Below are 14,265 nucleotides of genomic sequence, written 5' to 3' on the forward strand. Positions count from 1 at the left end.
TGACGCCGGATGACTTTTCATCCGGCGAGTTTCTTTAAACGCCGAACTCTTCGCGATAGGCCTTAACCGCCGCCAGATGTTCCGCCATTTCTGGCTTCTCTTCCAGATAAGCAATCAAGTCTTTCAGGGTGATGATAGAGATCACTTTGCAGTTGTAATCACGTTCAACTTCCTGAATTGCCGAAATCTCGCCGCGACCACGCTCCTGACGATCGAGCGAAATCAATACGCCAGCAAGCGTCGCGCCATTGGCCTGAATAATTTCCATCGACTCACGAATCGCCGTTCCGGCGGTGATCACATCATCCACCAGCATTACGCGTCCTTGTAACGCGCTACCGACCAGATTGCCGCCTTCACCGTGGTCTTTTGCTTCTTTGCGGTTAAAGCAGTACGGCAGATCCAGGTCATGATGCTCCGCCAGCGCCACAGCAGTTGTGGTGGCAATTGGGATCCCTTTGTAAGCAGGGCCAAACAGCAGATCGAACTTAATGCCGGAATCCACTAACGCTTCAGCGTAAAAACGGCCTAACAGTGCCAGATCGCGCCCGGTATTAAACAGCCCGGCGTTGAAGAAATAGGGGCTTTTGCGCCCGGACTTCAGCGTAAACTCGCCAAACTTTAACACCTGCTTGCCAAGCGCAAATTCAATAAACTGGCGCTGATATGGTTTCATGCCTTCGCTCCTCATCTTACTTTTCTACAGACAAAAAAAAGGCGACTCATCAGTCGCCTTAAAAATCAGTTTGCCAGCGCCGCCTTCTGCGTCGCTACAATGGATTCGATTCCCCCTCGGGCCAGCGCCAACAAGGTGAGTAGCTCTTCATGGGTAAACGGCTCGCCTTCTGCCGTTCCCTGCACTTCAATGATGCGCCCGTCTTCGGTCATCACCACGTTCATGTCCGTTTCAGCGGCAGAGTCTTCAACGTATTCCAGATCGCAAACCGCTTCGCCGTTCACAATCCCGACAGAAACCGCGGCTACCATCCCTTTCATCGGGTTGGTTTTCAGCTTGCCATTTTCAACCAGTTTATTCAGGGCATCGGCTAGTGCAACACAAGCACCGGTGATAGAAGCGGTACGCGTGCCACCATCAGCCTGAAGCACGTCGCAGTCCAGCGTAATGGTGAACTCACCCAGCGCTTTCAAATCTACTGCCGCGCGAAGAGCACGGGCGATCAGACGCTGGATTTCCATTGTGCGTCCCCCCTGCTTACCTTTCGCCGCTTCACGGGCATTACGGGTATGAGTAGAACGCGGCAGCATACCGTATTCTGCGGTGATCCAGCCCTGGCCCTGACCTTTCAGGAAGCGCGGCACGCCTTCTTCAATAGAGGCGGTACACAACACTTTGGTATCGCCAAATTCGACCAGCACCGAGCCTTCTGCATGTTTTGTATAGTTACGAGTCAGGGTAACGGGACGCACCTGATTATTGCTACGGCCTGCTGGACGCATATTGAAATCTCCGGCTTGAAACAAATGTGGCTGCGCATTATACGGACTTCCGGCGGTTATTCCTATCCTGACAAGGCATCGATGGCTATAATCCTTCCACCTCTCCTTTTATAAACAGGAACGTCTATGATCCGCAGTATGACCGCCTACGCCCGGCGTGAAATCAAGGGTGAATGGGGGAGCGCAACCTGGGAAATGCGCTCGGTAAACCAGCGTTATCTGGAAACTTACTTTCGTCTGCCGGAGCAGTTCCGTAGCCTTGAACCTGTCGTTCGCGAGCGTATTCGTTCTCGCCTGACGCGCGGTAAAGTGGAATGTACCCTGCGCTATGAGCCAGATGTTAGCGCGCAAGGTGAGCTGATCCTCAACGAAAAACTGGCTAAACAGCTGGTAACTGCCGCGAACTGGGTAAAAATGCAGAGTGACGAAGGGGAAATCAACCCGGTTGATATTCTCCGTTGGCCAGGCGTGATGGCAGCCCAGGAGCAGGATCTCGACGCGATTGCTGCTGAAATTCTCGCGGCGCTGGATGGTACGCTGGATGACTTTATCGTCGCGCGCGAAACCGAAGGTCAGGCGCTGAAAGCATTGATCGAGCAGCGTCTGGAAGGCGTGACCGCCGAAGTGGTCAAAGTCCGCGCCCATATGCCGGAAATCCTGCAATGGCAGCGTGAACGTCTGGTGGCTAAGCTGGAAGACGCCCAGGTGCAACTGGAAAACAACCGTCTGGAGCAGGAGTTGGTTCTGCTGGCACAACGAATTGACGTTGCCGAAGAGTTGGACCGCCTCGAAGCGCATGTTAAAGAGACCTACAACATTCTGAAGAAAAAAGAAGCCGTTGGTCGTCGTCTGGACTTTATGATGCAGGAGTTCAACCGCGAGTCAAACACCCTGGCCTCGAAGTCTATCAATGCCGAAGTGACAAACTCTGCCATCGAGCTGAAAGTGTTGATCGAGCAGATGCGCGAGCAAATCCAGAATATTGAGTAAACAACATATCTCCGTAGGCCGTTGTAAATTACAGCGGCGCTACGCATATAGTTTCGTCCTCACGTTTAATTACTCCATACTTTTTCTAATGCATTTTACTTATCACGAAATCAGAATAATGCATTCACACTACAGAAAATAACAATTTCACATAACTACAAATTATCAATTTCCTCTCACCTTAAAAAATCTCAATCGTGACAATGCGCACAAATCGCTACCCTGCCAGACAGATTTTTAGGGAGAGAACCATGCTGTTACACATTTTGTATTTGGTTGGCATTACTGCCGAAGCCATGACGGGGGCGCTGGCGGCCGGACGACGGCGCATGGATACATTTGGCGTAATTATTATTGCGACCGCCACGGCAATTGGCGGAGGGTCAGTGCGCGATATTCTGCTGGGCCACTATCCGCTCGGCTGGGTCAAACACCCGGAATATGTGATTATCGTCGCTACCGCCGCAGTACTCACCACTATTGTTGCTCCTGTAATGCCTTACCTGCGCAAAGTGTTTCTGGTGCTCGATGCGCTCGGACTGGTAGTCTTTTCTATCATTGGCGCACAGGTTGCACTGGATATGGGACACGGCCCGATCATTGCCGTTGTCGCAGCTGTGACGACCGGCGTATTTGGCGGCGTTTTGCGCGATATGTTCTGTAAACGCATCCCACTGGTATTCCAGAAAGAGTTGTATGCCGGTGTCTCATTTGCCTCCGCCGTGCTGTACATCGCGCTGCAACACTATGTTTCTAACCATGATGTGGTGATTATCTCCACCCTGGTATTCGGCTTTTTTGCCCGTTTACTGGCGCTACGTCTTAAGCTGGGATTACCGGTCTTTTACTACAGCCACGAAGGTCACTAAGGTTCAAAACCTGTGATCTGCTGGGCAGCCAGCCAACTGCCCAGCTTCTTGATTTGCGCATTTTCCTTCCATTCAATAACCTGTCTGGCGCGCCCCGATCCAGTCCCCGGCAACTGCTGCCAGAACTGTTCTGTGCTAAATAAAAGTTGCGACCAGGACCGTTCATCACTGGCGTTAAGCGCCGCCCGGGTTAGTGGTATTCCCATTGCCATCACCCAGCGAGTAAAAGGCTGCTTACGAGCCAGATTAAACTGATGCCATAACTGTGTGCTTTTACTTTTCGCGATCCCCGGCGTGTTCTGTAATTGCTCTGGCGTTAATAAAAGCCAGGAAAAGATATGCTCAAAGCGATGAGTCTGATGCAGCGCGCGCCAGCCAGCCTCACCAATGCCATCCAGCCCCAGAACCTGTTTTGACCCCAGCCAGACTAAGCGTGAAATGAACTGTTCCCGACAAACATCAGAAGCAAAGTAGCAGGTCAACGAGTTAAAGCGGTTTTCTGGTGGTGTCGGTTTTGTGCGTTCTGTACCGCGCCAGACCACATTATCAATGCGAGGAATACCCTGCCCGGCAAGGCTGACGAGGATCTGATCACCAGGCGCAATATCCCACTCCTGCCAGCGTCTGACGGAACCAACATTCACCCGCTGAACTTTTTTATCATCCAACATGACAGGCACAAGTGACGCAACCACCGAGATTTTACCGCTCTTGCCCACCGCAAACTGAATCGCCTTCACTTCGGCAACCTGAGCTACAGGTTGATATTTCCAGGCCACCAGCCACTCTGCCTGGCCCGGCAGCCAATGGCGAGATTCGGGTTCCTTAGCCGCTCGTACAACCACGCCATCGGTGACGAAGGGTAATTTCGCTTTCCACCACTCATTGCGTATGCGCTCAACCTCATCAGCATTGTTAACCGCACGGGTATACATCTGCGTTAGAGTAAAACCTGCGGTAGTCAGCTGCTGTAAACGATCGGTCATTAACTGCGTTCCATCCGGCCATGCCCAGACAAAAACGCCCAGTGAATTCAGCGTGTCGCTATTCCCCTGGCGCATCAGGAGACCAGCAACTTTTGAGCGGGCATTTATTCCCCCCATTTGTTGTTGGATATGCCCCTCGCGCTTGAGAAATATTTCCCCCTGAAGTGTACTATTGACTAAAGGCCCGCTAACGGTTTGCGGCACAGAGGGAATTAAGCTAACTTTCTGCGTCCAGTCCTCCCCTTTCAGGCCATTGCCGCGACTGATTGCTTTGTTCAGTTTCCCGTCCCGATAAACCAGGGTTACCGCAACGCCATCGACTTTCGGCTGTACCCAAAGATCGTTGTGTTCACGCATCCAAAGACGTAGTGCATTTTTATCCGCTAATTTACGCACGCCTGTATGCGCAACTGGATGCATAACTGTGCCTGCCAAAGGTGGCATCATCGCGTCGCGGGACTCGTTCCCAAAACAGCGTTGCCACTGCGTGAGACGGGCGCTTAACTGATCGTAAACACCGTCTTCAATCTCACTTTCCCCTTCCTTCCAGTAGTCATCGTCCCACTGTTTTATTTGCTGTTGCAGGCGGGAAATTTCTTCCTGTGCTCTGGCTGGCGACCAGGCCGGACAGACCGCCCACGCCGATGATTGCCAGCACAAGATACTTATTAATATCGCCATCCATACTTTCATCATCACCTCCGCTGTAGATAGTCAGGCAGATATACAACGTGATGAAAGCAAAGCCGAGTGGCAAAAACGGAGTCTGCGAGGACGCTTCCTGAGAATCGTCTTTATTGCAGTGAATCACAGGCAAATGCGGAAGCAGCTACGCAAAACGCAACAACTTTGCGCAAAAAGTGTGAGCAAGGGCTACGTCACATGGCCGCGCCGTGTATAATAAGCTCGTATGTAGGCTTTATTTCGCTAATCACATACGAAAGATACTCATGGCTCAAGGCACGCTTTATATTGTTTCTGCCCCCAGTGGCGCGGGTAAATCCAGCCTGATTCAGGCTTTATTAAAAACCCAACCGTTGTATGACACCCAGGTTTCTGTTTCACACACCACACGCCAACCGCGTCCTGGTGAAGTCCACGGTGAACATTATTTCTTTGTTAATCATGATGAATTTAAAGAAATGATTAGCAGAGATGCGTTCCTGGAACACGCAGAAGTTTTTGGTAATTACTATGGCACTTCGCGTGAGGCCATTGAGCAAGTACTGGCGACCGGTGTCGATGTTTTTCTCGATATCGACTGGCAGGGCGCGCAGCAAATTCGCCAGAAGATGCCGCACGCGCGGAGTATCTTTATTTTACCGCCGTCCAAAATTGAACTGGACCGCCGTCTACGCGGTCGCGGTCAGGACAGCGAAGAGGTCATTGCAAAGCGTATGGCGCAAGCTGTTGCAGAAATGAGCCATTACGCCGAATATGATTACCTGATTGTGAATGATGACTTCGATACCGCGTTGACCGATTTGAAGACCATTATTCGCGCCGAACGTCTGCGCATGAGCCGCCAAAAGCAGCGTCATGACGCTTTAATCAGCAAATTGTTGGCAGACTGAACCTGATTTCAGTATCATGCCCAGTCATTTCTTCACCTGTGGAGCTTTTTAAGTATGGCACGCGTAACTGTTCAGGACGCTGTAGAGAAAATTGGTAACCGTTTTGACCTGGTACTGGTCGCCGCGCGTCGCGCTCGTCAGATGCAGGTAGGCGGAAAGGATCCGCTGGTACCGGAAGAAAACGATAAAACCACAGTAATCGCGCTGCGCGAAATCGAAGAAGGTCTGATTAACAACCAGATCCTCGACGTTCGCGAACGCCAGGAACAGCAAGAGCAGGAAGCCGCTGAATTACAAGCCGTTACCGCTATTGCTGAAGGTCGTCGTTAATCACAAAGCGGGTCGCCCTTGTATCTGTTTGAAAGCCTGAATCAACTGATTCAAACCTACCTGCCGGAAGACCAAATCAAGCGTCTGCGGCAGGCGTATCTCGTTGCACGTGATGCTCACGAGGGGCAAACACGTTCAAGCGGTGAACCCTATATCACGCACCCGGTAGCGGTTGCCTGCATTCTGGCCGAGATGAAACTCGACTATGAAACGCTAATGGCGGCGCTGCTGCATGACGTGATTGAAGATACACCCGCCACCTACCAGGACATGGAACAGCTTTTTGGTAAAAGCGTCGCCGAGCTGGTAGAGGGGGTGTCGAAACTTGATAAACTCAAGTTCCGCGATAAGAAAGAGGCGCAGGCCGAAAACTTTCGCAAGATGATTATGGCGATGGTGCAGGATATCCGCGTCATTCTCATCAAACTTGCCGACCGTACCCACAACATGCGCACGCTGGGCTCACTTCGCCCGGACAAACGTCGCCGCATCGCCCGTGAAACCCTCGAAATTTACAGCCCGCTGGCACACCGTTTAGGTATCCACCACATTAAAACCGAACTCGAAGAGCTGGGTTTTGAGGCGCTGTATCCCAACCGTTACCGCGTAATCAAAGAAGTGGTGAAAGCCGCACGCGGCAACCGTAAAGAGATGATCCAAAAAATCCTCTCGGAAATCGAAGGGCGTTTGCAGGAAGCGGGAATACCGTGCCGCGTCAGTGGTCGCGAGAAGCATCTTTATTCGATCTACTGCAAAATGGTGCTCAAAGAGCAGCGTTTTCACTCAATCATGGACATCTACGCCTTCCGCGTGATCGTCAATGATTCCGACACCTGTTATCGCGTGCTCGGGCAAATGCATAGCCTGTACAAGCCGCGTCCGGGTCGCGTGAAAGACTACATCGCCATTCCAAAAGCGAACGGCTATCAGTCTTTGCACACCTCGATGATTGGCCCGCACGGCGTGCCGGTTGAAGTCCAGATCCGTACCGAAGATATGGATCAGATGGCAGAGATGGGTGTTGCCGCGCACTGGGCTTATAAAGAGCACGGCGAAACCAGTACTACCGCACAAATTCGCGCCCAGCGCTGGATGCAAAGCCTGCTGGAGCTGCAACAGAGCGCCGGTAGTTCGTTTGAATTTATCGAGAGCGTTAAATCCGATCTCTTCCCGGATGAGATTTACGTTTTCACACCGGAAGGGCGAATTGTCGAGCTGCCTGCCGGTGCAACACCTGTCGACTTCGCTTATGCGGTACATACCGATATCGGTCATGCCTGCGTGGGCGCACGCGTCGACCGTCAGCCTTACCCGCTGTCGCAGCCGCTTACCAGCGGTCAAACCGTTGAAATCATTACTGCACCGGGCGCTCGCCCGAACGCCGCGTGGCTGAACTTTGTCGTTAGCTCGAAAGCGCGCGCCAAAATTCGTCAGTTGCTGAAAAACCTCAAGCGTGATGATTCTGTAAGCCTGGGCCGTCGTCTGCTCAATCATGCGTTGGGTGGCAGCCGTAAGCTCAATGAAATCCCGCCGGAAAATATTCAGCGCGAGCTGGACCGCATGAAGCTGGCAACGCTTGACGATCTGCTGGCTGAAATCGGCCTTGGTAACGCAATGAGCGTGGTGGTCGCGAAAAATCTGCAACATGGGGACGCCTCCATTCCGCCGGCGACTCAAAGCCACGGGCATCTGCCGATTAAAGGTGCTGATGGCGTGTTGATCACCTTTGCGAAATGCTGCCGCCCCATTCCTGGCGACCCGATTATCGCCCACGTCAGCCCCGGTAAAGGTCTGGTGATCCACCATGAATCCTGCCGTAACATCCGTGGCTACCAGAAAGAGCCAGAGAAATTTATGGCTGTGGAATGGGATAAAGAGACGGCACAGGAGTTCATCACCGAAATCAAGGTGGAGATGTTCAATCATCAGGGCGCGCTGGCAAACCTGACGGCGGCAATTAACACCACGACCTCGAATATTCAAAGTTTGAATACAGAAGAAAAAGATGGTCGCGTCTACAGCGCCTTTATTCGTCTGACCGCCCGTGACCGTGTGCATCTGGCGAATATCATGCGCAAAATCCGCGTGATGCCAGACGTGATTAAAGTCACCCGAAACCGAAATTAATGTTTTATGAACCCAACACGTTATGCACGCATCTGCGAAATGCTCGCCAGGCGGCAGCCTGATCTGACCGTCTGCATGGAGCAGGTCCACAAACCCCATAACGTTTCTGCGATTATTCGTACCGCAGATGCCGTTGGCGTACATGAAGTTCATGCCGTCTGGCCTGGCAGCCGGATGCGCACCATGGCTTCGGCTGCGGCTGGCAGCAACAGTTGGGTACAGGTGAAAACGCACCGCACCATTGGCGATGCCGTTGCCCATCTGAAAGGCCAGGGAATGCAGATCCTGGCTACACATCTTTCTGATAACGCTGTCGATTTCCGCGAAATTGATTACACCCGCCCGACCTGTATTTTGATGGGTCAGGAGAAAACGGGTATCACGCAGGAAGCGTTAGCCCTGGCGGATCAGGACATCATCATTCCGATGATCGGCATGGTGCAGTCGCTGAATGTTTCCGTTGCCTCAGCCCTTATTCTTTACGAAGCCCAGCGCCAGCGGCAAAACGCAGGCATGTATCTGCGGGAAAACAGCATGTTGCCGGAAGCGGAGCAACAACGGCTGTTGTTTGAAGGCGGCTATCCGGTGCTGGCGAAAGTCGCAAAACGCAAAGGCCTACCTTACCCCCACGTTAATCAGCAAGGCGAAATTGAAGCCGATGCTGACTGGTGGGCCACTATGCAGGCGGCAGGGTAAGCGCCATGAAAGGTCGCCTGTTAGATGCTGTCCCGCTCAGTTCCCTAACGGGCGTTGGTGCAGCGCTTAGTAACAAGCTGGCGAAAATCAACCTGCATACCGTGCAGGATTTACTCTTACACCTTCCTCTGCGCTACGAAGATCGCACCCATCTCTACCCCATCGGTGAACTACTGCCGGGCGTTTATGCCACGGTGGAAGGCGAAGTGCTGAATTGCAATATCTCCTTCGGCGGTCGGCGGATGATGACCTGCCAGATCAGCGACGGTTCCGGCATTCTCACCATGCGCTTTTTCAACTTCAACGCGGCAATGAAAAATAGCCTGGCGACTGGCCGCCGCGTGCTGGCCTATGGCGAAGCAAAGCGCGGTAAATATGGTGCGGAGATGATCCACCCGGAATACCGCGTGCAGGGCGATCTCAGTATGCCAGAGTTGCAGGAGACGCTAACGCCGGTTTACCCAACTACGGAAGGCGTAAAGCAGGCCACGCTGCGTAAATTAACCGACCAGGCGCTGGATCTGCTCGACACCTGCGCTATTGAAGAACTCCTGCCGCCGGAACTGTCACAAGGAATGATGACGCTACCGGAAGCGTTGCGCACTTTGCACCGCCCGCCGCCGACGCTACAGCTTAGCGATCTCGAAACCGGGCAGCATCCGGCACAACGCCGGCTGATTCTGGAAGAGTTGCTGGCGCACAACCTCAGCATGTTAGCCTTACGTGCCGGAGCACAGCGTTTTCATGCCCAGCCGCTGAGCGCCAATGACGCGCTGAAAAATAAACTCCTCGCAGCCTTACCGTTCAAGCCAACGGGCGCACAGGCACGCGTGGTGGCGGAGATCGAGCGCGATATGGCGCTGGATGTGCCGATGATGCGCCTGGTGCAGGGCGATGTAGGTTCCGGTAAAACGCTGGTCGCCGCCCTCGCCGCGTTGCGTGCGATTGCGCACGGCAAACAGGTGGCATTGATGGCACCAACCGAATTACTCGCCGAGCAGCACGCCAATAACTTCCGTAACTGGTTTGCTCCGCTCGGTATCGAAGTGGGCTGGCTCGCCGGTAAACAGAAAGGTAAAGCACGACTGGCACAGCAGGAAGCCATCGCCAGCGGTCAGGTGCAGATGATTGTCGGTACACACGCCATCTTCCAGGAACAGGTGCAGTTTAACGGCCTGGCGCTGGTGATTATCGACGAACAGCATCGTTTTGGCGTGCATCAGCGTCTGGCGTTATGGGAGAAAGGCCAGCAGCAGGGCTTCCATCCGCATCAGTTGATCATGACCGCCACGCCGATCCCCCGCACGCTGGCAATGACTGCATATGCCGATCTCGATACCTCGGTGATAGATGAGCTGCCGCCAGGCCGCACGCCAGTGACGACAGTGGCAATCCCGGATACCCGCCGCAACGACATTATCGACCGCGTGCGCCACGCCTGTATGACTGAAGGGCGTCAGGCGTACTGGGTGTGCACACTCATTGAAGAATCAGAATTACTGGAAGCACAGGCGGCGGAAGCTACCTGGGAAGAGTTGAAACTGGCGCTACCAGAGTTGAATGTTGGTCTGGTACACGGACGGATGAAACCAGCCGAGAAGCAGGCCGTCATGGCATCATTTAAACAAGGCGAGTTACACCTGCTGGTTGCCACGACCGTTATTGAAGTCGGCGTTGATGTGCCTAACGCCAGCCTGATGATTATCGAAAACCCTGAGCGTCTGGGTCTGGCGCAGTTACACCAGCTGCGCGGGCGTGTAGGTCGTGGCGCGGTGGCTTCTCACTGCGTGTTGCTCTACAAAACACCGCTTTCTAAAACGGCGCAAATTCGCCTGCAAGTGCTGCGCGACAGCAACGATGGTTTTGTGATTGCACAGAAAGATCTGGAGATTCGCGGCCCTGGCGAATTGTTAGGCACGCGTCAGACGGGTAATGCTGAATTTAAAGTGGCGGATTTGCTGCGCGATCAGGCGATGATCCCGGAAGTTCAGCGCCTGGCACGCCATATTCACGAACGTTACCCACAGCAGGCAAAAGCCCTGATAGAACGCTGGATGCCAGAAACAGAACGTTACTCAAATGCGTAAAAGGCGGCGGTGAGAAACCGCCATTTCAGGTTACCCTACCTTCCTGCCGGATGCGGCGTGAACGCCTTATCCGTCCTACAAAAAAACTACAAATTCAATAAATTGTGAATCAATACGCAGACTTGATAAGCGAAGCATATCAGACATTTGTCTTTGTTGCGGCGGCACTTATACCGCCGCTTCATCAATTAACCGGCAAAAATCGGCAACATTAAATACAGCTTAATCACCAGCGCATTGACAATATCGATAAAGAACGCACCAACCATCGGCACGACCAGGAACGCCATGTGCGACGGGCCAAAACGTTCGGTGATTGCTTGCATGTTGGCGATTGCCGTTGGCGTTGCACCAAGGCCAAAACCACAGTGACCCGCTGCCAGCACTGCCGCATCGTAGTTTTTACCCATCATGCGCCAGGTGACGAAAATGGCATACAACGCCATGAAGATGGTCTGTACCACCAGAATCGCCAGCATCGGCAGCGCCAGCGAAGCCAGCTCCCATAGTTTCAGCCCCATCAGCGCCATCGCCAGGAACAACGACAGACTTACGTTACCCAGAACGGATACCGCACGCTCAAAGACGCGATAAAAGCCCATCATTGACAGACCGTTGCTCAGAATCACGCCAACAAACAGCACACAAACGAAGGTTGGCAGTTCAAAAGCGGTGCCAGCCAAAAGTTGCGCAACGATCTTCCCCACCGTCAGACAGATAGCAATCAACGCGATAGTTTCAATCAGCACCAGCGAGGTGATCATGCGGCCCACATCCGGCTTTTCGAACGCCGTCGGGACTTCCTGGTCATCCGGAATACCGTTCGGTGTGGTGGAGTGTTTCACCAGATAGCGCGCCACCGGACCGCCAATCAAGCCGCCCAGCACCAAACCGAACGTTGCACAGGCCATTGCCACTTCCGTCGCATTGGTGAAGCCATAACGTTCAATGAACAATTTACTCCAGGCAGCACCCGTACCGTGACCGCCCGAAAGCGTAATAGAACCGGCCAGCAGCCCCATCAGTGGATCAAGCCCTAACAGGCTAGCCATACCAATGCCAATGGCATTTTGCATCACCAATAGGCCAACAACCACAATCAGGAAAATACCAACCACACGCCCACCAGCGCGCAGACTAGCAATGTTGGCGTTCAGGCCAATGGTGGCGAAGAAAGCCAGCATTAACGGATCGCGCAGGGACATATCAAAGTTGACTTCCCAGCCCATGCTTTTTTTCAGTACCAGTAGCGCCAGCGCCACCAACAAACCACCCGCAACAGGTTCCGGTATGGTGTATTTCTTCAAAAAGGAGACGGAATGGACCAACTTACGCCCGAGCAGCAACGTCAGCGTTGCGGCAACAAGCGTTGCTAAAGTATCGAGATGAAACATAGTTACTCCTTTGTATCCGCATCACTCTTTCATACTCGTCATACTTCATCGCGCAGTGGCACCTTCATGAAATATGACGGGTATCGAGTCATGCTTTCCTGGGTCAAATTCTCAGCTGTTAATGAACAAATGGCATGGATTTTAAGCAGAAAAATACCAAAAGTTATATAAAAAAGTGCATTTATCTCATTTAAATATTTAGAAGAAGCTGTAGCAAACGTTTGCTTTTCTCTTTTGCTCAGCTAAAATGCCCGCTTTGCTACCACGGGATTGTTTTCGATGTCTGTTTCCACCCTCGAGTCAGAAAATGCGCAACCGGTTGCGCAGACTCAAAACAGCGAACTGATTTACCGTCTTGAAGATCGTCCGCCGCTTCCTCAAACTCTGTTTGCCGCCTGCCAGCATCTGCTGGCGATGTTCGTTGCGGTGATCACGCCAGCGCTATTAATCTGCCAGGCGTTGGGGTTACCGGCACAAGACACACAACACATTATTAGTATGTCGCTGTTTGCCTCCGGTGTGGCGTCGATTATTCAAATTAAGGCCTGGGGACCGGTTGGCTCCGGGTTGTTGTCTATTCAGGGCACCAGCTTCAACTTTGTTGCCCCGCTGATTATGGGCGGCACAGCGCTGAAGACCGGTGGTGCTGATGTTCCTACCATGATGGCGGCTTTGTTCGGCACGTTGATGCTGGCAAGTTGCACCGAGATGGTGATCTCCCGTGTTCTGCATCTGGCGCGCCGCATTATTACGCCGCTGGTTTCTGGCGTTGTGGTGATGATTATCGGCCTGTCGCTAATTCAGGTTGGGCTAACATCCATTGGCGGCGGTTACGCAGCCATGAGCGATAACACCTTCGGCGCACCGAAAAATCTGTTGCTGGCAGGCGTGGTCTTGGCCTTAATTATCCTGCTTAACCGTCAACGTAACCCATATTTGCGCGTGGCCTCACTGGTGATTGCGATGGCGGCCGGATATGCGCTGGCGTGGTTTATGGGCATGTTGCCAGAAAGCAACGAACCGATGACGCAAGAACTGATTATGGTGCCAACGCCGCTCTATTACGGTCTTGGCATTGAATGGAGTCTGCTGCTACCGCTGATGCTGGTCTTTATGATCACTTCGCTGGAAACTATTGGCGATATCACGGCGACGTCTGACGTTTCCGAACAGCCTGTATCCGGTCCGCTATACATGAAACGTCTGAAAGGCGGCGTGCTGGCAAACGGTCTGAACTCGTTTGTTTCGGCGGTGTTTAACACTTTCCCGAACTCCTGCTTCGGGCAGAACAACGGTGTGATCCAGTTGACCGGTGTTGCCAGCCGCTATGTCGGTTTTGTCGTCGCGCTGATGTTGATCGTGCTGGGTCTGTTCCCGGCAGTGAGCGGTTTTGTACAACACATTCCAGAACCGGTTCTGGGCGGCGCAACGCTTGTAATGTTTGGCACCATCGCCGCCTCCGGTGTGCGTATCGTTTCTCGTGAGCCGCTGAACCGTCGGGCGATTCTGATTATCGCGCTGTCGCTGGCGGTCGGTCTGGGCGTGTCTCAGCAGCCGCTGATTTTGCAGTTTGCCCCTGAATGGCTGAAAAACCTGCTCTCCTCCGGGATCGCCGCGGGCGGTATTACTGCCATCGTGCTGAATCTGATTTTCCCACCAGAAAAACAGTAATTCACTGGCGGCGGTAAGATAATTACCGCCGCAGTCTCACCTCTTTCACCATTCCCGCCTTGAGGATTGCGCGTAAATCGTGC

The 14,265-nt window shown here is 53.0% G+C and carries 12 protein-coding genes; 8 read left to right on the plus strand and 4 right to left on the minus strand.

The window, feature by feature from the left end:
- Window positions 1-34: 34 nt before the first annotated feature.
- Complete coding sequence (gene pyrE, locus BEB42_RS21445) at window positions 35-676, minus strand: orotate phosphoribosyltransferase (protein WP_000806158.1); 642 nt, start codon at window positions 674-676, stop codon at window positions 35-37.
- Window positions 677-741: 65 nt separating this feature from the next.
- Window positions 742-1,458, minus strand: coding sequence for a ribonuclease PH (gene rph, locus BEB42_RS21450; RefSeq protein WP_001247087.1), 717 nt, complete (start codon window positions 1,456-1,458; stop codon window positions 742-744).
- A gap of 126 nt (window positions 1,459-1,584) precedes the next feature.
- Between rph and BEB42_RS21460 the strand changes: the two genes are divergently transcribed.
- Both BEB42_RS21460 and BEB42_RS21465 read left to right on the plus strand, forming a co-directional pair.
- Complete coding sequence (locus BEB42_RS21460) at window positions 1,585-2,448, plus strand: YicC/YloC family endoribonuclease (RefSeq protein ID WP_000621336.1); 864 nt, start codon at window positions 1,585-1,587, stop codon at window positions 2,446-2,448.
- A 251-nt stretch (window positions 2,449-2,699) separates the two neighbouring features.
- Window positions 2,700-3,317 carry a trimeric intracellular cation channel family protein gene (locus BEB42_RS21465; protein ID WP_000924289.1) on the plus strand — a complete coding sequence of 206 codons (618 nt, stop codon included), beginning with the start codon at window positions 2,700-2,702 and terminating at the stop codon, window positions 3,315-3,317.
- Here the strand turns inward: BEB42_RS21465 and ligB are convergent.
- Window positions 3,314-4,996: an NAD-dependent DNA ligase LigB gene (gene ligB, locus BEB42_RS21470; RefSeq protein WP_039268497.1), complete on the minus strand. Its 1,683-nt coding sequence runs from the start codon at window positions 4,994-4,996 to the stop codon at window positions 3,314-3,316. The genes BEB42_RS21465 and ligB overlap by 4 nt on opposite strands.
- A 257-nt stretch (window positions 4,997-5,253) precedes the next feature.
- Here ligB and gmk point away from each other — a divergent pair, with 257 nt between their 5' ends.
- The 5 genes from gmk to recG are packed head-to-tail and all read left to right on the plus strand — an operon-like array spanning window position 5,254 to window position 11,117.
- On the plus strand, window positions 5,254-5,877 hold the full coding sequence (gene gmk / locus BEB42_RS21475; protein WP_001295237.1) for a guanylate kinase: 624 nt from the start codon (window positions 5,254-5,256) through the stop codon (window positions 5,875-5,877).
- 54 nt (window positions 5,878-5,931) lie between these two features.
- Complete coding sequence (gene rpoZ, locus BEB42_RS21480) at window positions 5,932-6,207, plus strand: DNA-directed RNA polymerase subunit omega (protein ID WP_000135058.1); 276 nt, start codon at window positions 5,932-5,934, stop codon at window positions 6,205-6,207.
- A gap of 18 nt (window positions 6,208-6,225) precedes the next feature.
- Window positions 6,226-8,334: a bifunctional GTP diphosphokinase/guanosine-3',5'-bis pyrophosphate 3'-pyrophosphohydrolase gene (spoT, locus tag BEB42_RS21485; RefSeq protein ID WP_000280484.1), complete on the plus strand. Its 2,109-nt coding sequence runs from the start codon at window positions 6,226-6,228 to the stop codon at window positions 8,332-8,334.
- Between the two features lie 6 nt (window positions 8,335-8,340).
- Complete coding sequence (gene trmH, locus BEB42_RS21490) at window positions 8,341-9,030, plus strand: tRNA (guanosine(18)-2'-O)-methyltransferase TrmH (protein WP_001070177.1); 690 nt, start codon at window positions 8,341-8,343, stop codon at window positions 9,028-9,030.
- Between the two features lie 5 nt (window positions 9,031-9,035).
- Window positions 9,036-11,117: an ATP-dependent DNA helicase RecG gene (gene recG / locus BEB42_RS21495; protein WP_000678393.1), complete on the plus strand. Its 2,082-nt coding sequence runs from the start codon at window positions 9,036-9,038 to the stop codon at window positions 11,115-11,117.
- A 188-nt stretch (window positions 11,118-11,305) separates the two neighbouring features.
- Here recG and gltS read toward each other — a convergent pair whose 3' ends face one another.
- On the minus strand, window positions 11,306-12,511 hold the full coding sequence (gltS, locus tag BEB42_RS21500; RefSeq protein ID WP_000468836.1) for a sodium/glutamate symporter: 1,206 nt from the start codon (window positions 12,509-12,511) through the stop codon (window positions 11,306-11,308).
- A 279-nt stretch (window positions 12,512-12,790) separates the two neighbouring features.
- On the opposite strand from gltS, the gene xanP reads away from it, so the two are divergent.
- On the plus strand, window positions 12,791-14,182 hold the full coding sequence (xanP, locus tag BEB42_RS21505; RefSeq protein WP_001295238.1) for a xanthine/proton symporter XanP: 1,392 nt from the start codon (window positions 12,791-12,793) through the stop codon (window positions 14,180-14,182).
- Window positions 14,183-14,265 lie beyond the last annotated feature (83 nt).

This window comes from Escherichia sp. MOD1-EC5990 (assembly GCF_002965285.1).
GTDB lineage: Bacteria > Pseudomonadota > Gammaproteobacteria > Enterobacterales > Enterobacteriaceae > Escherichia > Escherichia coli_F.